The 17,446-nt window shown below is 64.2% G+C and carries 16 protein-coding genes; 8 read left to right on the top strand and 8 right to left on the bottom strand.

Features of this window, described 5'->3' with window-relative positions:
* Positions 1 to 430 precede the first annotated feature (430 nt).
* Entirely contained in the window at positions 431 to 3,256 is a 2,826-nt protein-coding gene (locus GGD66_RS08530; protein ID WP_183257394.1) for a winged helix-turn-helix domain-containing protein, read from the top strand.
* A 64-nt stretch (positions 3,257 to 3,320) separates the two neighbouring features.
* Here the strand turns inward: GGD66_RS08530 and GGD66_RS08525 are convergent, their stop codons facing one another.
* Together GGD66_RS08525 and GGD66_RS08520 are read right to left on the bottom strand one after the other, a co-directional pair.
* Positions 3,321 to 3,737, bottom strand: a complete 417-nt coding sequence (locus tag GGD66_RS08525; RefSeq protein WP_183257393.1) for a putative quinol monooxygenase — start codon at positions 3,735 to 3,737, stop codon at positions 3,321 to 3,323.
* A 29-nt stretch (positions 3,738 to 3,766) separates the two neighbouring features.
* A complete protein-coding gene (locus tag GGD66_RS08520; RefSeq protein WP_026202401.1) occupies positions 3,767 to 4,606 on the bottom strand; it encodes a VOC family protein in 840 nt (279 codons plus the stop codon).
* Between the two features lie 205 nt (positions 4,607 to 4,811).
* On the opposite strand from GGD66_RS08520, the gene GGD66_RS08515 reads away from it, so the two are divergent.
* The 3 genes from GGD66_RS08515 to GGD66_RS08505 all read left to right on the top strand — a co-directional run bounded on the left by GGD66_RS08515 (position 4,812) and on the right by GGD66_RS08505 (position 8,424).
* Entirely contained in the window at positions 4,812 to 6,275 is a 1,464-nt protein-coding gene (locus GGD66_RS08515) for a GH1 family beta-glucosidase (RefSeq protein ID WP_183257392.1), read from the top strand.
* A gap of 257 nt (positions 6,276 to 6,532) precedes the next feature.
* Positions 6,533 to 7,765: an acetyl-CoA C-acetyltransferase gene (locus GGD66_RS08510; RefSeq protein WP_183257391.1), complete on the top strand. Its 1,233-nt coding sequence runs from the start codon at positions 6,533 to 6,535 to the stop codon at positions 7,763 to 7,765.
* A gap of 356 nt (positions 7,766 to 8,121) precedes the next feature.
* A complete protein-coding gene (locus tag GGD66_RS08505) occupies positions 8,122 to 8,424 on the top strand; it encodes an HU family DNA-binding protein (protein ID WP_018320691.1) in 303 nt (100 codons plus the stop codon).
* Between the two features lie 72 nt (positions 8,425 to 8,496).
* Here the strand turns inward: GGD66_RS08505 and GGD66_RS08500 are convergent, their stop codons facing one another.
* The 5 genes from GGD66_RS08500 to GGD66_RS08480 all read right to left on the bottom strand — a co-directional run bounded on the left by GGD66_RS08500 (position 8,497) and on the right by GGD66_RS08480 (position 12,497).
* Complete coding sequence (locus tag GGD66_RS08500; RefSeq protein WP_183257390.1) at positions 8,497 to 8,652, bottom strand: hypothetical protein; 156 nt, start codon at positions 8,650 to 8,652, stop codon at positions 8,497 to 8,499.
* Between the two features lie 5 nt (positions 8,653 to 8,657).
* Positions 8,658 to 11,039: an endopeptidase La gene (gene lon / locus GGD66_RS08495; protein ID WP_183257389.1), complete on the bottom strand. Its 2,382-nt coding sequence runs from the start codon at positions 11,037 to 11,039 to the stop codon at positions 8,658 to 8,660.
* An 8-nt stretch (positions 11,040 to 11,047) separates the two neighbouring features.
* A complete protein-coding gene (locus tag GGD66_RS08490; protein ID WP_018320688.1) occupies positions 11,048 to 11,431 on the bottom strand; it encodes an Hsp20/alpha crystallin family protein in 384 nt (127 codons plus the stop codon).
* Positions 11,432 to 11,610: 179 nt separating this feature from the next.
* A complete protein-coding gene (locus tag GGD66_RS08485) occupies positions 11,611 to 12,177 on the bottom strand; it encodes a ferritin-like domain-containing protein (RefSeq protein ID WP_092261794.1) in 567 nt (188 codons plus the stop codon).
* 113 nt (positions 12,178 to 12,290) lie between these two features.
* Positions 12,291 to 12,497 carry a hypothetical protein gene (locus GGD66_RS08480; protein ID WP_018320686.1) on the bottom strand — a complete coding sequence of 69 codons (207 nt, stop codon included), beginning with the start codon at positions 12,495 to 12,497 and terminating at the stop codon, positions 12,291 to 12,293.
* Between the two features lie 88 nt (positions 12,498 to 12,585).
* Between GGD66_RS08480 and GGD66_RS08475 the strand changes: the two genes are divergently transcribed.
* The 3 genes from GGD66_RS08475 to GGD66_RS08465 all read left to right on the top strand — a co-directional run bounded on the left by GGD66_RS08475 (position 12,586) and on the right by GGD66_RS08465 (position 15,824).
* The gene (locus GGD66_RS08475; RefSeq protein ID WP_183232111.1) at positions 12,586 to 13,212 is read left to right on the top strand and encodes a MarC family protein; all 627 of its coding nucleotides are present in this window, start codon (positions 12,586 to 12,588) and stop codon (positions 13,210 to 13,212) included.
* A 158-nt stretch (positions 13,213 to 13,370) separates the two neighbouring features.
* Positions 13,371 to 14,024, top strand: coding sequence for a class II aldolase/adducin family protein (locus tag GGD66_RS08470; RefSeq protein ID WP_018320684.1), 654 nt, complete (start codon positions 13,371 to 13,373; stop codon positions 14,022 to 14,024).
* Positions 14,025 to 14,036: 12 nt separating this feature from the next.
* Positions 14,037 to 15,824, top strand: a complete 1,788-nt coding sequence (locus GGD66_RS08465) for a chloride channel protein (protein ID WP_183257388.1) — start codon at positions 14,037 to 14,039, stop codon at positions 15,822 to 15,824.
* 7 nt (positions 15,825 to 15,831) lie between these two features.
* Here GGD66_RS08465 and GGD66_RS08460 read toward each other — a convergent pair whose 3' ends face one another.
* Positions 15,832 to 16,089 (bottom strand): DUF2798 domain-containing protein, encoded by a 258-nt coding sequence (locus GGD66_RS08460; RefSeq protein ID WP_026202400.1) that lies wholly within the window; start codon positions 16,087 to 16,089, stop codon positions 15,832 to 15,834.
* A gap of 303 nt (positions 16,090 to 16,392) precedes the next feature.
* Between GGD66_RS08460 and GGD66_RS08455 the strand changes: the two genes are divergently transcribed.
* On the top strand, positions 16,393 to 16,794 hold the full coding sequence (locus GGD66_RS08455; RefSeq protein ID WP_183235317.1) for a hypothetical protein: 402 nt from the start codon (positions 16,393 to 16,395) through the stop codon (positions 16,792 to 16,794).
* Positions 16,795 to 17,446 lie beyond the last annotated feature (652 nt).

Below are 17,446 nucleotides of genomic sequence, written 5' to 3'. Positions count from 1 at the left end.
ATTTCTGGTGTCCGTCGTTCGACGGTTTGACACCGCAATTCCGCATTCTGCTACCCTGAAACCTCGCTTCTCAAACTGCCTCGCCACCCGCCATTGTGCGGCCGCAGCAATTATCTCGGGAGCAGCATCAATGTCGGACAAGCTCTCGCGTCTGCGACAAATCGCGCGACCTAATTCGTGCCAATAAAGAAGAATTACGCTCCAGTGATTGATAGCTCCGTATATTCGTACCGGCTGAGCACTGGCCAGAACCGATGATCCTGCTTCGATCCGAATGTCCTCCGATCCTGGTTCCCAGGGGTCGGATCAATCGTTCTCTGCGCCCACGACACGTTGTTGGGTTGCTGCCGCCGGAAGGTCAGCGCTCGCTCGGTGCCTTCGCTGAGCTGCCGACCGATCGATCATCAGTGCGCTGAGGGCTGGGCAGGCGATGGCGGGTCCGGAAATCACGTTTGGACCGTTTCGTTTCAGCTTGGCCAGACGCTTGCTGTTGCACGGTGAGACTCACGTCAGGCTCGGCTCGCGCGCGGCCGCGATTCTGGGCGCCCTGCTGGAAGCTCCGGGTGAGCTCGTTTCAAGGGCCGTGCTCTACGATCGCGCATGGCCCGGGCGAACCGTGACCGAGGACAACCTGAAGGTTCAGATCTCCGGCCTGAGAAAGGCTCTGCTTGAATACGGAGACCTGATCCGCGCAGAGGCGTCCTTCGGCTACCGCTTCGTCGGAGACGTCGGCGTCTATCACCCATCGAAGCGCCGATCGCGCGCGCCCGGCGCGATGCATGCGCCGATCGGCCGCGCCGCGGTGATCGGCGACATCAGCGAGCTTCTGCAGAACGACCGGCTCGTCACCATCCTTGGGCCCGGCGGCATCGGCAAGACGACCGTCGCGCTTGCCGTGGCGAGCGAGCTTGAGAAATCCTATTGCGACGGAGTCTGCCTTGTCGAGCTCGACCGTATCACTGACGGAAGTCAGATCTATGCGGCCGTCACCGGCGCGCTTGATCTGCCGGTTCAGATGGCTGCAAGTCTCGATCAGGTCCTGCTTGCCCTTCATGGCCGGCGTCTGTTGCTTGTCCTGGATTCCTGCGAGCATGTCACCGAGAGCGTCGCGCTCCTCGTTGAAAGCGTGCTCAGCGGCACCCGCGACGTCCATATTCTGGTGACGACCCGCGAAACCCTGCGGATCGAAGGCGAACTTGTCTGGCGTCTCGATCCGCTCGAAACCCCGCCGTCGTCTGTTCCGGTGACAGCCGGAAACGTTCAGGATTATTCATCGGCAGAGTTGTTCACGCGAACCGTCTGCCGGAGAACGCCGAACTTCGCGATCGATGATACCGTCGCGGCCGCGATCGCGGATGTTTGCCGGCGCCTCGACGGGATGCCCCTGGCGATCGAACTCGCGGCGTCGATGGTCGACGTCCTCGGCATCGAAGAGGTTCGTCGCGGGCTCGACGAACGATTCTCCCTGCTCTGGGTGGATCGTCGGACCGCAATTCCGCGTCATCGCTCGCTCGCCGCAACGATCGACTGGAGCTACAATCTTCTTCCCAAAAGGGAGCGGGTGGTGCTCGGGCGCCTCTCCATTTTTGCCGGGCCTTTCACCCTCGGTGCTGCAATTGCGGTTGCAGGCGATGACGATCTGGACATGGGAGGTGTCCGCGAAGCGGTTGCCGCATTAGCGAGCAAGTCGTTTCTGAGCCTCGATCATCGGGCCGCGCCGCTGGAATATCGCTTGCTGGAGACCACCCGGGCCTACGCCACTCGGGCATCGGACGCGGCAGACGATCGGGAACGGGTGCACGAGCGCCATGCGCGCTATTTCCTCGACATGCTGGAGCGGAGGGATTGGGATGCCTGCGATTCCGTCGCGGACAGTGCACAGCTGCGTGGTTACATCGACGAGGTTCGCGTCGCTCTCGATTGGGCGTTTTCCGTCAAGCCCGGCCTCGGAATAGCGCTGGTTCTTGCAGCCGAACGTCTATGGCTCGAGTTCACCTCACTCGCGCAAGGCGTTCCTCATCTGGAGCTGGCGTTGCGCTTTGCCGACAGCAGTCCCGATGTCGGACCCGCCGTGAGATCTCGCGTGCTGGTCGCGCTCGCGGCGGCGCAGGTCTATGTACCGGGTCTTGAGGGTGCGAGCCTCTACGAGCACGCCTGGCGCGCAGCACAAATCGCGCGCGACGATCTCCTGGAGATGCGGGCGCTCTACGGCATCATCCAGAACATGCTCCTGACCAGGCGTCCCGCCTCGCCCTACATCGATGCGTTCGCGGCGGTATGCAGGAGATCGAACGATGCCGTGATGTCGAGGCTTCTCCTGCGCTGGTCCGCCTTCCAGGCCTTTGAGGCCTCCGATATGACGCTGGCGCACCAGAAATTCGAGGCGTTCTTGAATGACCGATCGGCGATTCCCCGGAGAGTTTCGCTCTATTTCGGCGGCATCGACTCGATCATCTCCTGCAAGGTCGGGCTCGGGCTTACGAAGTTCTATTTGGGTTATCCCGATCAGGCGCGGTCTCTGCTGGCATCTACCGTCAGCCAAGCGGAAAGCCAGGGCCACGTGACGACCCTGTACTTCGTGCTCGCGCAGGGAGCTATCTGGGCTCATCTTGCATCTGGCGATTTTCAACGTGTCAGACTCTATCTGCGGAAGCTCGAAGCTGTGTCCAGCCTCTATCGTCCATGGCGCGTTCTGGTCGATGTCTTTCAGGCTCTTCTGATCCGCGAGGAAGCCCGTGACCTGGAAGCGGCAGAACGCAGCCTGACCCACAATCTGCAGGACAGATTCATCCTGAAGACAGGGACGCTTCATCCGACCCTTTGGGTTGAGCTCGCGGATACGCGACGCAGGCTGGGCGATCTGGATGGGGCGGAGGCTGCGGCAAAGCAGGCAATGACACAATGTCTCGGTGATCGGGACGGCCGACTCATTGGACGGCATCACCCCGTCCTCGCAAGGATCCTGATGGCGCGGAATCGGCCGGGCGATCTGAGCGCCGCAAGGAGCCTGTTCAGGGGCGCGATCGAGTTGACGCGCGCTCAAGGTATCTATTTCCATGAATGCGATGCCAGTGTCGGTCTCGCCGAACTGGAGTTGATGGCCGGACGGGCGGAAGTCGCGCACGCCGTGCTCAAGGAGCTGTTGGGGCGTCTCGGCGATCGAGAGTGTGTGCCCGGACTTGACCGGGCACGCGAGATTCTTGACGAGCCCACAGCGGGGTCGATCGCCCGGCGGCAGATTGCCCGCTTGTCCTGAAGGTAAATTCAGCAATCAGGTTCAAGCGCTCGCCGCGGGCTCGCTGCGACGGCGAGGCGCGACTTCAACCTCCGTTGTGGCCGAGTATCTCCAGCCGCCTGACCACGACGCCCCCCTCGGCGAGCTCGGGGAGCCGGCCGAACCACTGCTGGACGTAGGGCATGGCATTGTGGGCCTCGAAGTCGTCGCGGCTTGCGAAGATCTCATAGAAGATGAAGCGTCCTGGTGTCTCGCGGTCCTCCTGGAAGAAGTAGACCAGGTTCTTGGGATCGCTTCGGACAAGGGCGACAAGCGGCAGCGTTGCCTCTCGAAGCGCGCGTTCCTTGCCCGGTTTGGCGCGGACTTCGGCGACGACCGAATAGGCGCCATCGGGAATGGCACGATAGCGAACGCCGTCGCGTTCCTGAGCGGTGGCTGATGCTGCGCCGGCCAGTGAAGCTGTGACGACGAGGGCCAGGATCATTCGTTTCCGTGACATCATGGAGATCGTCCTTCTCTGCGATAATTGCTCTAGCCCCGCTGCTGGCGGGCGGCGAGCGCGTCGCTGAAGCGCTTCTTCACTGGACCCAGAGCCTTGACGAACTCGAGCTGCTCTCCCTCTGGGCCCTTGCAATAAATCAGCTCCCAGCCTTCCGAGAGGCCCTGCGTGATGCGATTGGTGTTCGCCTCCATCGGGGCGGCGCGGCGCTGCTGCTCTGATGTCACGGTGATCACACGATTGGCCCGCACCTGGGTCATGCCGCGGCGCGCCGATTCTGCCTCCAGGTCGTGGATGAACTTGTTGAAGTCGACGTCATCCCTCACATAGAAGCAGATGTGCATGGAGCGCGGAAACGCCGGGCTCATGTGGTCGCGCGCTTCTGCGAAGCTGTCGCCGCTGCCCGATGGCTGGCCAGCGTCGCGATACTGCAGAAGCTCGATCACGACGTTGTCGAACTGGACGAAGCGTACGTCCAAGCGTTGTGTGCCTCCCCTGAGATCGGGAACCCCGATCGTGCGCGGGTTGACATGGCGTTCGCGCGCTTCGATTTCCTGATCGGTCAAAAGCGTGTTGTGGATCGGTTCACCCTGGAAATCTCCGTCGCGGAAAATCTCGGTGCCGCCGAGCACTTCGGTGTAGAACTCGAAGGCGCGATTCATGTTTTGCACGGTCACGCCGAAATGCTGAACGCCTTGCAGCCGCGCGCCGAGTGGCGCGGAATCGCGAGCAACCGAAGCGGGGCGCGGAGCGCCTTGGGCATTTGCAGCCGCCGGGTTGGTTGCCGCCATTCCTGCCAGCATGGCCCCTGCCGTAAGGAGAACATCCCGGCGTCCAATGCCCGTCGTCTCAAAGTCTGTCTCTTCGCTCATCTTCCGTCTCCATCGCTTGACCGACATGGCGCGACGTAGAACTTGCTGGAGAACGGAGGGTTTTGCAGGTTAATTGAAGTAAATTCTGTCGTGGGTCGGTGTGCCACAATTCTGCATCCGCAAATCCCGACCCCACGGCTTCTCAAACCGCCTGCGACGCGCCATTGTGCCGCAGCATCAGCATCACCCTTGGAGCAGCATTACCATGTCGGACAAGGTCTCGCGTCGCCAGTTTGCCAAGCTGGCGGGATTGTCCGCGGCCGGAATGGCAAATCCTCTGGAGGCAGCCGACGCCAGGCCGGCATCGCCGCCGCGCAGCGGCAGCGGTTTCCCGACGGGCTTCGTCTGGGGCACGGCGACCTCGTCCTATCAGGTCGAGGGCGCGGTCAACGAGGACGGGCGAGGGGCCTCGATCTGGGACAAGTTCGTGCGCATCCCCGGCAAGATCGAGGACGGCACCAATGGTGACCGCGCCAATGAGCACTATCACCGCTACAAGGAGGATATCGCGCTCATCAAGGCGCTCGGCTGCAAGGCCTACCGCTTCTCGGTGGCCTGGCCGCGGCTGTTTCCGGACGGCGACGGCAAGCCCAACCCGAAGGGGCTCGACTTCTACAATCGCCTCGTTGACGAGCTCCTGAAAAACGGCATCGAGCCGTGGCTGACGCTCTATCATTGGGACCTGCCGCAATCGCTGCAGGATCGCTTCGGCGGTTGGCGCTCGACGGAAACCTGCAAGATCTTCGGCGACTACGCAGCCTATGTCGCCGAGCATCTGACCGACCGCGTCAAGAACGTGTTCACGCTGAACGAGAGCGGCCGCTTCGTCTATTTCGGTTACGGCATCGGCATCGACGCGCCGGGCATGACGCTGCCGCAAGCCGAGGTCAACCAGATCAGGCACAACAGCGCGCTCGCGCACGGGCTCGCGGTGCAGGCGGTGCGCGCCCATGGCCGCCGCGGCACCAGAGTGGGGCCGGCCGAGAACATCGATGCCTGCGCGCCCGCGATCGACACGCCGGAGAACGTCCGTGCCGCGGAGATCGCGCTGCGCGAGATGAATGCCGGCTATCTCAACGTCATCATGACGGGCCGCTACACCGACGCCTTCCTGCAATTCGCCGGCCCCAATGCGCCGAAATACACCGATGCGGAGCTGAAGATCATCTCCTCGCCGGTCGATTTCCTCGGCCTCAACATCTACGCGCCGCAGAACTATGTGGTGGCCTCCGACCAGGGCGCGGGCTTCATGCCGCTGCCGATCCCGAAATCGTTCCCGCACATGAACTCGGACTGGCTGCGCGTCGGACCGGAGACGCTCTATTGGGTGCCGAAGCTGGCGGCAAAGATCTGGAAGACGGATGCGATCTACATCAGCGAGAACGGCGCCTCCGGCGACGACGTCGTCACGCCGGACGGCAAGATCTACGACACCGACCGCATCATGTATCTGCGCAACTATCTCGCCCAGCTCCAGCGCGCCACCGCCGAGGGCGTGCCCGTGCGCGGCTATTTCCTCTGGAGCCTGATGGACAATTTCGAGTGGGTGTACGGCCTCAACAAGCGTTTCGGGCTGTACCACGTCAATTTCGACACCCAGGTCCGCACGCCGAAACTCAGCGCCAGCTTCTATCGCAACGTGATCGCGAAGAACGCGGCGGGGGCGTGAGGTCTTCGCCTCTCCCCGCGCGCGGGGAGAGGCCGGATTTTACGCGGAGCGGAAAATCCGGGTGAGGGGGAGCCTCCGCGAGTCCGTTTGTTACCGTTTTTGCCGAGGCAGCCCCTCGCCCCAACCCTCTCAGGGCGAGCGTAGCTCGTCCCGACCTCGTAAGAACGGGGAGAGGGAGTGCAGCAGCCGCGCATTGACTCCCTTCTCCCCCTGATTCAAAACCATCCGCAACAACCCACAACAAGAGGACAACGCCAATGGCTGACGCGCTGATCATAGATGCCTGCCGGACCCCGCGCGGCGTCGGCAAGGCCGGCAAGGGCGCGCTTTCGGGCATTCATCCGCAGCAGCTCGGCGCCATCGTGCTGCGCGCGCTCGCTGATCGGACCGGCATCAACACCGCCGATGTCGACGACATCGTCTGGGGCTGCAGCGCGCAGGTCGCAACACAAAGCGGCGATCTCGGCCGTATGTCGGCGCTCGATGCCGGCTACGACGTGCGCGCCAGCGCCGTGACGCTCGATCGCTTCTGCGGAAGCGGCATCACCAGCGTCAACATGGCGGCTGCCTCGATCATGGCGGGCGCGGAAGACCTCGTCATCGCCGGCGGCTGCGAGATGATGTCGATGGAAGGACGCCGCGGCGGCGGCCCGATGATGATGGACTCCGGCAATCTGCGCTTGCGCGCGCGGCATCCGCAGTCGCATCAGGGCGTCTGTGCGGACGCGATCGCGACCATGGAAGGCATCACGCGACAGGACGTCGACGCGCTCGGGCTCGAAAGCCAGAAGCGCGCCGCGCATGCGATGGCGAACGGCCACTTCAAGAAGAGCCTCGTGCCGGTCCATCGCGAAGACGGCAGCCTCGCGCTCGACCACGAGGAATATCCGCGGCCGCAGACCACGATGGAGGGCCTCAGCAGCCTGAAGCCGGCATTCCCGGCGATCGCCGACTACGCGCTCGACGACAAGGGCACGACCTATCGCGGCCTGATCCTGCAGAAATATCCTGATCTCGAGATCGACTTCGTGCACCACGCCGGCAACTCGTCCGGTGTCGTCGACGGCGCCGCCGCGATCCTGTTGGCCTCGCCCGCTTATGCCAGGGCGCATGGCCTTAAAGCCCGCGCCCGTGTCGTCGCGATGGCCAATATGGGGGACTCGCCGACCCTGATGCTGAACGCGCCGGTGCCGGCCACGCGCAAGGTACTGGCGAAGGCGGGGTTGACCGTTGACGACATCGACCTGTTCGAGATCAACGAGGCGTTTGCGGTGGTTGCGGAAAAATATATCCGCGACCTCAAGCTCGATCGCGCCAGGGTCAACGTCAATGGCGGCTCGATCGCGCTCGGCCATCCCATCGGCGCCACCGGCTCGATCCTGATCGGCACCGTGCTCGACGAGCTCGAACGGCGCGACCTCAAGCGTGGTCTCGTCACCATGTGCGCCGCTGGCGGCATGGCGCCGGCCATCATCATCGAGCGCATCTAGCGCGAGCGAAGCTCGCCGCGCCCCTGTGGGAATAGGGTGAGGGAGCGGGTGAGACGTCCCAACGCGACGATCTAGCCTTATTTTCTAGGGCGAAACGCGCTCCTCCGCGCACAAAGAGGCACCTCGTCGCTTGTCGAAAGCGGCGAATCAGCTTTAGCAAGGTTGCGTGCGGGCCTTTGAAACAAGGTAAAATCCGCTGCCCGAGGCTTCTCCCGCTCCGGAAGTAGCTAAAAAGCAGGGTTTTTTGCCGCTGAGGGCCAAAAAAGCCCGTAAAACCGCGACAAAACTGTGCAGAAGGCTATAGGCCTTCGCCGGTTGGTCTAATATGCAACCGGCAACGAATCAGAGGAGACACGATGCCAACCCAAATGTCCAAATCGCAGTTGATCGAAAAGATTGCGACCGCCACCGAGCTTTCCAAGCGCGACGTCAAGAACGTCATGGAGACGCTGACCGACGTCGGTCACAAGGAGCTCAAGAAGAACGGCCTGTTCCTGGTGCCGGGCTTCGCCAAGTTCGTGGTCATCAAGAAGCCCGCGACCAAGGCGCGCAAGGGCACCAACCCGTTCACGGGTGAAGAGATGATGTTCAAGGCCAAGCCGGCCCGCAAGATCGTCCGCGCCCGCCCGGTCAAGGCGGCCAAGGACGCCGTGGGCTAACAACGCAAAGGCCCCCTCGGGTCGGAGGGGGCCTTTTGATTGGGGCAGCCGCGAGGGCCTGAGACGGAGGGCTCAACCCTTGCGGCGCTTCACCCGGACCGGAATGGGTTGAAGCTGCGGCCCGGCCGCCGCCAGCCCATCGCGAACCCGGTCGATCGCGCGATCGAGCAACTGGCGCAGCCGCTGCGTCGTCCGCGATCTCTTCGCTTTCTCCAGCAGTTTCTTCATCGCAGTCACTCCGCCGCTTCGACCTTGACCTCGACCGGCTCAAGCGCCGCGGCGATGGCTTCGTCGACGCGCTCCAGCCAGATGAATTCGAGGTTGTCCCGGGCGCTCTTCGGGATGTCGTCATAGTCCCGCTTGTTGCGCGCCGGCAGCATCACCCGCTTCAGGCCCGCCGCCGCGGCCGCCACCACCTTCTCCTTGATCCCGCCGACCGGCAGCACCAGGCCGCGTAGCGAGATCTCGCCGGTCATCGCGGTGTCGCTGCGCACCGTGCGGTTGGTGAGCAGGGAGGTCAGCGCCGTGAACATCGCAACGCCCGCGCTCGGTCCGTCCTTCGGGGTTGCGCCCGCCGGAACGTGAACGTGGATGTCGCTCTTCTCGAACACCGACTGATCGATGCCGAGCTGCGTGGCCTTGCTCTTCACCAGCGTCAGCGCAGCCTGCACGCTCTCGCGCATGACCTCACCGAGCTGGCCGGTCAGGATCATGCCGCCCCGGCCGGGCACTCGCGAAGCCTCGATGAACAGGATGTCGCCGCCAACAGGCGTCCAGGCAAGGCCGGTGGCCACGCCCGGAATGCTGGTACGCTGCGCGATCTCGCCCTCGAAGCGCGGCTGGCCGAGCACGGTGGCGATGTCCTTCGCCCCCACCACGACCTTCACGGCGGTGCCCTCGGCGACCTGCACCGCGGCATGCCGGAACAGCTTGCCGATCTCGCGCTCGAGGTTACGCACGCCGGCCTCGCGGGTGTAGCCCTTGACCACCAGCTTCAGCGCCTCCGGCTCGATCTCGGCCTGCTCGGCGGTCAAGCCGTTGGCCTCGAGCTGACGCCGTACCAGATAGCGCTTCGCGATCTCCAGCTTCTCCTCTTCGGTGTAGCCGGCGAGGCTGATCAGCTCCATGCGATCCAGCAGCGGGCCCGGGATCTGGTCCAGCATGTTGGCGGTCGCGATGAACACCACGCGCGACAGGTCGAAGGGCACGCCCAGGTAATTGTCCCGGAACGTCCCGTTCTGCTCGGGGTCGAGCACCTCCAGCATGGCAGCTGACGGATCGCCCTGCACGCCACGGCCCATCTTGTCGATCTCGTCCAGCATCATGACGCAGTTGCGGCTGCCAGCCTTCTTGATGCCCTGGATGATGTTGCCGGGCAGCGCGCCGATATAGGTGCGCCGGTGACCGCGGATCTCGGCCTCGTCATGCACGCCGCCTAGGCTGACGCGCACGAAGGGGCGATCCATCGCACGCGCGATGGACTGGCCGAGCGAGGTCTTGCCGACGCCGGGCGGGCCGACGAAGCACAGGATCGGCGCCTTGCCCTGCGGGGCCAGCTTGCGCACCGCCAGATATTCGATGATCCGGCCCTTGATCTTCTCCAGGCCGAAATGGTCGGCGTCGAGGATGGCTCGCGCCTCCTTGATGTCGATCGGCTTCTCAGCAGGCAGCGCCCAGGGCAGCTCGATCAGCCAGTCGAGATAGGTGCGGACCATGCCGGCTTCGCCGGCCGCCTCCGGCATGCGCTCGTAGCGGCGCAGCTCCTTCCTGGCGTGCGCGTCCGCCTCCGGCGGCATGTTGGCCTTGGCGATGGCAGACGTCAGCTCGGCGACCTCGGCCGCCTTGCCGTCGCCTTCGCCGAGCTGGCGCTGGATGGTCGCCATCTGCTCGCGCAGGATCGCCTCGCGCTGCCGCTCGTCGAAGCTGGCGCGGGTCTTCTGGCCGATTTCGTTGCTGATGCGCAGCACCTCCAGCCGCTCGGCCAGATGCTTGGACACCTTCTCGACGCGCAAGGCGAGGTCGATGGTCTCCAGCACCTCCTGCTTGTCCTGGGGCTTGATGTCCATGAACGAGGTCGCCAGATCCGCCAGCGCGCCGGGCGCGGTGGTGCCTTGGAACATCGCGGCGAGCTCGGGCGGCGCCTGCGGCAGCAGCTCGATCGCCTCGATCGCCTGGCGCTGCAGGTTCAGCGCGCGCGCCTCGATCTCCGGCGAAGTCGTGGTCGGCTCCGGAATCTGCTGGATGCGCGCGGCCGGGAACGGCGTCCGCGGCAGGAAGTCGAGGATGCGCGCACGCTGCACGCCCTGGCAGACGATGTGATGGGTGCCGTCGGGCGCGGTGATGTAGCGCACGATGTTGGCGATGGTCGCGACCCGGTAGAGGTCGTCCGGCGTGGGATCGTCGACTTCGGGATTGCGCTGCAGGACGATGCCGATCGGCCGCTGCTCGCGCAGCGCCTGTTGCGCCGCCGCGATCGATTTCGGTCGCGCGATCGCGATCGGCCCGATCGCGCCGGGAAACAGCACCATGTCGCGTACGGCGACGATGATCAGCGCGTCTTCGGGGATCTTCACGTCGTTATTGGTCTGTTCGTTGTTCATCTGTTCGGTGGCCATGATCGACCTCAGGATTTGGCGAGGCGTAGCGCGACGCAGCCGTCCATCACGAAGCGGCTGATGGCGTAGCGGCCGAGGGGCAATGCAATGCGGCGCTCAAAACGCCCCTGCGGCAGCTCGAGCCGGTGGATGCGGGCGTTGCGAAGCTCCGGCGGAAGCGTGCGCTGGCCGGAGACGACGAGCACGCCGTCATGAATCACCGTCTCGACATTGTCCGGATTGACGCCGGGAAGCGCGACCAGGATCAGCAGCTCATGCTCGGTTTCGAGCACGTCGATCGGCGGCTCCCAGCAGGCTTCCTGGCGGCCGAACTGCTGGCGCAGCCGGTCGGCGCGCGTCAGCTGGTCCAGGGCTTCGGACAGCATCCAGTCGAGGGGATTTTTGGGTTGCATGATGCGGGCTCAGGGGTGGGAAAGCCTGCATATGGGGCTGGTTCCCGGGAAATCCAGTGCAGTGGCGCTGACGTGCCATGCGCCGTCGTGCGATCGCAAAAGCAAACGCCGCGGCTTTGGCCCAAAATGCAAACGCCGCGGCTTTGGCCGCGGCGTTCCGTCATCGGCAGGGGCGCGGGTCAGGCCGCGGCGCGGTAATCTTCTTCCGCCTCGAGGTTGATCACGGACGTCGCCAGCTCGGTCAGCGTATGGTCGGTCGCCTCTTCTTCCTCCAGCGTTGCCTGAAGCAGCCTTGCTGCGTCCTGCATGCCGAGCTCCTCGGCCCAGGTGCGCAACGTGCCATAGCGGGAGATCTCGTAGTGCTCGACCGACTGGGCGGCCGCGAGGAGCCCCGCATCGAGTGCAGGTGCGCCCTTGAACTCCTTCATGATCTCGGCGCCCTCGTCGGTAATGCCGTTGATGGCCTCGCAGGGCTTGCCGCGTGCCGGCTTGCCCAGCATCTTGAAGATCTGGTCCAGACGCTTGACCTGGCCCTGGGTCTCACGCAGGTGCTTGTTGAAAGCGGCCGCCAGATCCTTCGATTGCGCGGCCTTGGCCATCTTCGGCAGCGTCTTGATGATCTTGTTCTCGGCGAAATAGATGTCCTTCAGCGTTTCCAGAAACAGGTCGCTGAGCATTTTCGGCGCCTGACGCGGTCGGCGCGCGGCGGTCTTCTTGGGTGCGCGTTTCTTCGCTCGTTTAGCCATATGTCCTCCTCTTGAGGTGACACGGGAAGGCATCTCCTTCCCCAATCCTCAGGCGTTCAAAGCCGGTTGGAGAACGAAAGTTCCAAACTGCAACCGGCGCGCGCGGCAACCGTTCAGGTCGGGCGCTTGTAGGGATCTTCCTGGCGCTGCCGTGCCTCGGTATTGCGATCGAGCTGCGCCCGCTCGCTGCGCCTGAGGTGGCCGGCCTTCATCACGCCATAGACGAGGACCCCGCCGAGCACGAAGGCTCCGATGAACCAGAGCCAGAGCAGGTTGGCCGAGAGCTGGCCGAGAAGCATTCCGATTCCACTGTCGCTCATTGTCGCCTCCAGTGATTTCCAAAGCGGCTTTGCTGGGCTAAGTCAGCCCGGCAGCCATCGTTCCAGCGTCCAAGGATCCCACCGACACATGCTCGACTTCGCCCTGTCCGCCTTCGTGACGCTGCTGCTGGTGGTCGACCCGGTCGGCCTTGCGCCGGCCTTCCTGGCCGCGACAGGGGGCATGCCCGACAAGGTCAAACGAACCATCGCGCTGCGCGCGCCGCTGATCGCAGCCTCGATCCTGGTGGTGATCGCGCTGGTCGGAAACTGGTTGCTGCGCCAGCTCGGGATCGGGATCCCCGCCTTCCAGATTGCCGGCGGGTTGCTGCTGTTCGGCGTGTCCTACCAGATGATCTTCGGCGATCGTCCGCATCGCGAGGCCCGCGAGGCCGACAAGGCGACGTCCGAGCACGCCTCCGATGTCGCGGTGTTTCCCCTGGCCATCCCCATGATGGCCGGCCCCGGCGCGATTGCGACCACGCTGCTGCTTTCGGGCGATGCCGGCTATGGGGCGAGACTCGCGGTGATCATCGCGGTCGTCCTCTCGGTCTGCCTGCTCTGCATGCTGTGCTTCGTCTCGGCACATTTGATCGCGACGACCCTCGGACGCACCGGAAATGCGGTGCTGTCGCGCGTCCTCGGCATGCTGCTCGCCGCCTATTCCGTGCAGTTCGTGATCAACGGGATTGCGGCGGTCAGGACCAGCCTGTCATAGGGCTGCGACAATCTGTGAATTTGTCGATTTTGCCGTCCATATCGTGGTTTGGCGGGAGGGGCGACAAGGTGGCACCGGATCCGGGCCGCTTTCGCTTGCACTGCCATGTTGCTTTGACGTACTTCCGGTCTAACAAGTCCATCGATCAGGAAATCGGGATGTCGATGACAGCGGACGAGCCCGCCAAGAGACAGGCCATCATCGACGCCTGCCGGCGCATGAACGCGCTCGGCATCAACCAGGGCACCTCGGGCAATATCTCTGTCCGGCATGTGGACGGGCTCCTGGTCACGCCGACCAGCGTGCCCTATGAGGCCATGACGCCGGACCAGATCGTCTTCATGGCCATGGACGGCACACATGCGCCCGATCAGAAGCCGTCGAGCGAATGGCGCTTTCATCGCGACATCCTGAAGTCGAGGGGTGACGTCAACGCCGTCGTGCACGCCCATCCGACCTATTGCACCATCCTGGCGATCATGGGCATGGAGATTCCGCCGGTGCACTACATGATCGCGGCGGCCGGCGGCGACAGCATCCGCTGCGCGCCCTATGCGACGTTCGGAACCGTGGAGCTGTCCGAACATGCGGTGCGGGCGCTGGAGGGGCGGCTTGCCTGCCTGCTGGACCATCACGGCATGATCGCGATCGGCAAGACGCTGGACAAGGCGATGTGGCTCGCCGTCGAGGTGGAAACGCTGGCGCGGCAATATCACGGTTGCCTCCAGATCGGACAGCCGCCGCTGCTTCCCAGCGCCGAGATCGAGCGGGTCCGCCAGCGCATGGCCGGCTACGGCCTGTCGGAAGGGTAGGGCAGGCAGAAGGTGTTCGTGCGGATCAGGCATCTCGTGGATCGCAAGGGGACGAACCGCACCATGGTTCGGCTGCGCGCCCTCTTGCGCAGCAACGAGTTCTACCTGATCCCGCTGGCGCTGGTGATCGGCACGCTGGCCGGCGCGGTGGTGACGCTGATGGCGCATATCGCGCAGATCGCGCACGTGGTGATCTATGGAATTCCCGTCGATGTCCACTTGTCGGCCCACGCGAGAGTCAGCCCGTGGGCGGCACTGATCGCGCCGGCGCTGGGTGGGCTTTCGCTTGGCATCATGGAGTGGTCGCGGCGGCGGATGAAGATTTCGAATGCGGTCGATCCGATCGAGGCGAACGCGCTGCGCGGCGGCAATCTGTCGATGCGGGACAGCGTCATCGTGTCGAGCCAGACGCTGATCTCCAACGGCTGCGGCGCCTCGGTCGGCCTCGAGGCGGGCTATACCCAGATCGGCTCGGGGATCGCCTCGCTGTTCGGCAAGTTCTTCAATCTGCGCCGCAACGATCTTCGCCTGATGGTCGGCTGCGGCGCGGCGGCTGCGATCGCGGCGGCGTTCGGCGCGCCGATCACCGGGGCCTTCTATGCCTGTGAGTTGATCGTCGGCGTCTATTCGGTCGGCAGCGCCGCCCCGATCCTGGCAGCCTCGCTCGCCGGCGCGCTGACCGCGCAATGGCTCGGCGGCGCGCCATACTCGCTGGAGATACCCAAGGTCAGCGCCGTCGGCGTCGAGCAATATCTGGCCCTGATCGGACTTGCGCTGATCACCAGCGGCGTCGGCATCGCCGTGATGCGCTCCTCGCCGATGTTCGAGCGCCTGTTCGCCTGGCTGCCGATCTGGCTCCGGCCGGTGATCGGCGGCCTCATCGTCGGCGGCTTTGCCATCGTGACGCCGCAGGTGCTGGCGGCCGGCCATGGCGCCATGGTGCTCGATCTCTTTCACGACATGACGATCGGCCTGATCGCGCTGATCATTGCCCTGAAGGTGACGGCCTGCCTGGTTTCGCTCGCCTCCGGCTTCCGCGGCGGTCTGTTCTTCGCCTCGCTGTTCGTCGGCAGCCTGATCGGAAAGTTCTTTGCCGCGGTGCTGCTCTTGATCAGCCCGAACTTCGCGATCGATCCGCTGGTGGCGATGCTGACGGGCATGGCGACGCTCGGTGTCGCCATCGTCGGCGGCCCCCTGACCATGTCGTTCCTGGTGCTCGAGATGACCCGCAATGTCGACGTCACCGCAGTGGTGCTCGCCGGCTGCATCGTCACCTCGATCTGCGTCCGCTTCATGTTCGGCCACTCCTTCTCGACCTGGCGCCTGCATCTGCGCGGCGAGACCATCCGCAGCGCCAACGACGTCGGCTGGCTGCGCAATCTCACCGTCGAGCGGCTGATGCGCTCCGACGTCGGCAAGGTGCCCTCGACCACGACGATCGCCGCGGTCCGCCGCGAGTTCGCTCTGGGATCGCGGCCCGGTATCGTCATCGTCAACAATTCCGACGAATATGTAGGCCTGGTCCTGCTGCCGGACCTGTTCTCCAGCGACCTCGACACCATCGCCGACGACATCCAGGTGATCGAGCTCGCCCGCCTGATCGACATCGTGCTGATCCCGGAAATGAACGTGAAGTCGGCGATGGCGGTGTTCGACGAGGCCGAAGCCGAGATGCTGGCGGTGGTGGATTCCACCGACAGCCGCAAGGTGGTCGGCTTCCTCACCGAAAATTTCGCCCGCCGCCGCTATGTCGAGGAGATCGACAAGGCGACGCGCGGCGTGCTTGGGGCGCTGTCGTAGGCGCCTTCTATCGGCCTGGTTGAGGCGGGGCTGCGACGAGGAGCGTCACGATCCGCCGCACCATCGGCAGCACCACCAGCAGCGTCGGAAAGGCGACCAGCCAGGACAGCGCCCAGGCGCCTGGCCAAGTCGCGAGGAATGCCGGCGTCGCCCCTAAGCTCCGGAGCGTCGAAATGACCGACACCACGGCCGTCATGAGGATGGACAGCACGAACGGCATCACGATCGGCGCATAGCGCGCCGGCAGTTTGCGAACCACAATCATCTGATTTCTCTTGGAAAAGGACGCGTCGATCACGTTGAACCCTGCAAATGGCATCGATCCCGACGGCGTCGGTTGATGCGTTGGTTCACGTGAAACGCTTACGGCGACCGAAAAACGGCGCGGCTGTTCATTATCCGCTCAGGTTCGATGGTTCAAGCTGCGAGTTGGTCGTTCGGTTTACAATCGTTCGAAACGTGGCAGATTGCCGCGAACATGAAACCATCTCAACGGTTTGCGCATTGAATCCGGTTTGCACATCCCTACGTTTGGCAAGAGCATCGGCAAGATTATAGGAAGGTCAAAATGACTGTGAGACCCATGATTTCCGCAGCCGGCCGCAACATGGTGCTGGCCGCGTTCGCAAGCCTGGCATTGGTCGCAACCTCCGCATCGCCCTCGGCTGCGGCGTCCCCCGGGGCGGTGTCAGCAAAGCCCGTCACGGCAGGGCAGGGCTCCTCCGACGTCACCGATTTCAGCGCCCGGCGGCGCCACTATTATCGGCGCGGGTCGAACGCCGCAGGCCTCGCCTTCATGGGCGCCGCGGCGGGGATCATCGGCGGGGTGATCGCCGAGCAGCGCCGCCGCGACTACTACGAGAACCGCTATTATTATGGTTCGCGTCCCTACTACGGCGGTCCGGGCTATTATGGCGGTCAAGGCTATTACGGCGGCGGCAGTCCGTTCTATTACGATCCGGGCTACTGAGCGGCTGTTTTCAACGCGGCCCGGATTGGGCTGCGCGAAAAGGGCGGTACTTTGTGCCGCCCTTTTTTGATGCGTCGGTACGCTCGTAGCCCGGATGGAGCGACTTGTCCGCCATAGCTCGAAGAGCGACGGCGGAAGCGCAATCCGGGTCCGCCCGCCCGGCATCTCGCACCGTCCCGGGTTACGCTGGCGCTCCATCCGGGCTACGGCACCGAGCCTGTGTCGCCCGCTGTCAATCCGCTTCGCTAAAAATATTCCACTTTACCGAAATTCGGTTTCGGCGTATGTGTCGCCCATCCCGGCTCACCCAAGAGGGGCGACTATGTGTCGTCACTGTCGCGAGCCGGGCTTGCGGTGGACGCGGCAGCGTCGGCACGAGAGGCGCGGGCAGGGCGGGTAGTCCCTGTGAGCCCGAGGCTTCGTGCGGATGAGCGGCGCTGTTCAGTTCGTCTCGCCACATTCTTTCGGCAACGTCGACAAGGCCGGGAGATAATGTGGTGACCAGCGAACGCGCGTACGGCAAAACCGTGTGGTCCTGGCCGTCGTTGCTACGGTCAAGCTGTTCGAAGATGCGCGAGCCCAACCGGGTGGACGGTATCATCCAATTCGAACGGCGAGGGAGGCCAGAAGGAATGGTCGGCTCCCGGGAGAT

This window comes from Bradyrhizobium sp. CIR48 (genome assembly GCF_014198315.1).
Lineage (GTDB): Bacteria > Pseudomonadota > Alphaproteobacteria > Rhizobiales > Xanthobacteraceae > Bradyrhizobium.
The sequence above is the reverse complement of the archived record's forward strand: the minus strand, read 5'-3'. Positions and strand labels throughout refer to the sequence as shown.

Excerpts from the sequence above, each read along its gene's own strand:
- GGD66_RS08530 (WP_183257394.1), top strand. The coding sequence starts at position 431 with ATGGCGGGTCCGGAAATCACGTTTGGACCGTTTCGTTTCAGCTTGGCC.
- GGD66_RS08525 (WP_183257393.1), bottom strand. The coding sequence starts at position 3,737 with ATGATGTCACGGAAACGAATGATCCTGGCCCTCGTCGTCACAGCTTCA.
- GGD66_RS08520 (WP_026202401.1), bottom strand. The coding sequence starts at position 4,606 with ATGAGCGAAGAGACAGACTTTGAGACGACGGGCATTGGACGCCGGGAT.
- GGD66_RS08515 (WP_183257392.1), top strand. The coding sequence starts at position 4,812 with ATGTCGGACAAGGTCTCGCGTCGCCAGTTTGCCAAGCTGGCGGGATTG.
- GGD66_RS08510 (WP_183257391.1), top strand. The coding sequence starts at position 6,533 with ATGGCTGACGCGCTGATCATAGATGCCTGCCGGACCCCGCGCGGCGTC.
- GGD66_RS08505 (WP_018320691.1), top strand. The coding sequence starts at position 8,122 with ATGCCAACCCAAATGTCCAAATCGCAGTTGATCGAAAAGATTGCGACC.
- GGD66_RS08500 (WP_183257390.1), bottom strand. The coding sequence starts at position 8,652 with ATGAAGAAACTGCTGGAGAAAGCGAAGAGATCGCGGACGACGCAGCGG.
- lon (WP_183257389.1), bottom strand. The coding sequence starts at position 11,039 with ATGGCCACCGAACAGATGAACAACGAACAGACCAATAACGACGTGAAG.
- GGD66_RS08490 (WP_018320688.1), bottom strand. The coding sequence starts at position 11,431 with ATGCAACCCAAAAATCCCCTCGACTGGATGCTGTCCGAAGCCCTGGAC.
- GGD66_RS08485 (WP_092261794.1), bottom strand. The coding sequence starts at position 12,177 with ATGGCTAAACGAGCGAAGAAACGCGCACCCAAGAAGACCGCCGCGCGC.
- GGD66_RS08480 (WP_018320686.1), bottom strand. The coding sequence starts at position 12,497 with ATGAGCGACAGTGGAATCGGAATGCTTCTCGGCCAGCTCTCGGCCAAC.
- GGD66_RS08475 (WP_183232111.1), top strand. The coding sequence starts at position 12,586 with ATGCTCGACTTCGCCCTGTCCGCCTTCGTGACGCTGCTGCTGGTGGTC.
- GGD66_RS08470 (WP_018320684.1), top strand. The coding sequence starts at position 13,371 with ATGTCGATGACAGCGGACGAGCCCGCCAAGAGACAGGCCATCATCGAC.
- GGD66_RS08460 (WP_026202400.1), bottom strand. The coding sequence starts at position 16,089 with ATGATTGTGGTTCGCAAACTGCCGGCGCGCTATGCGCCGATCGTGATG.
- GGD66_RS08455 (WP_183235317.1), top strand. The coding sequence starts at position 16,393 with ATGACTGTGAGACCCATGATTTCCGCAGCCGGCCGCAACATGGTGCTG.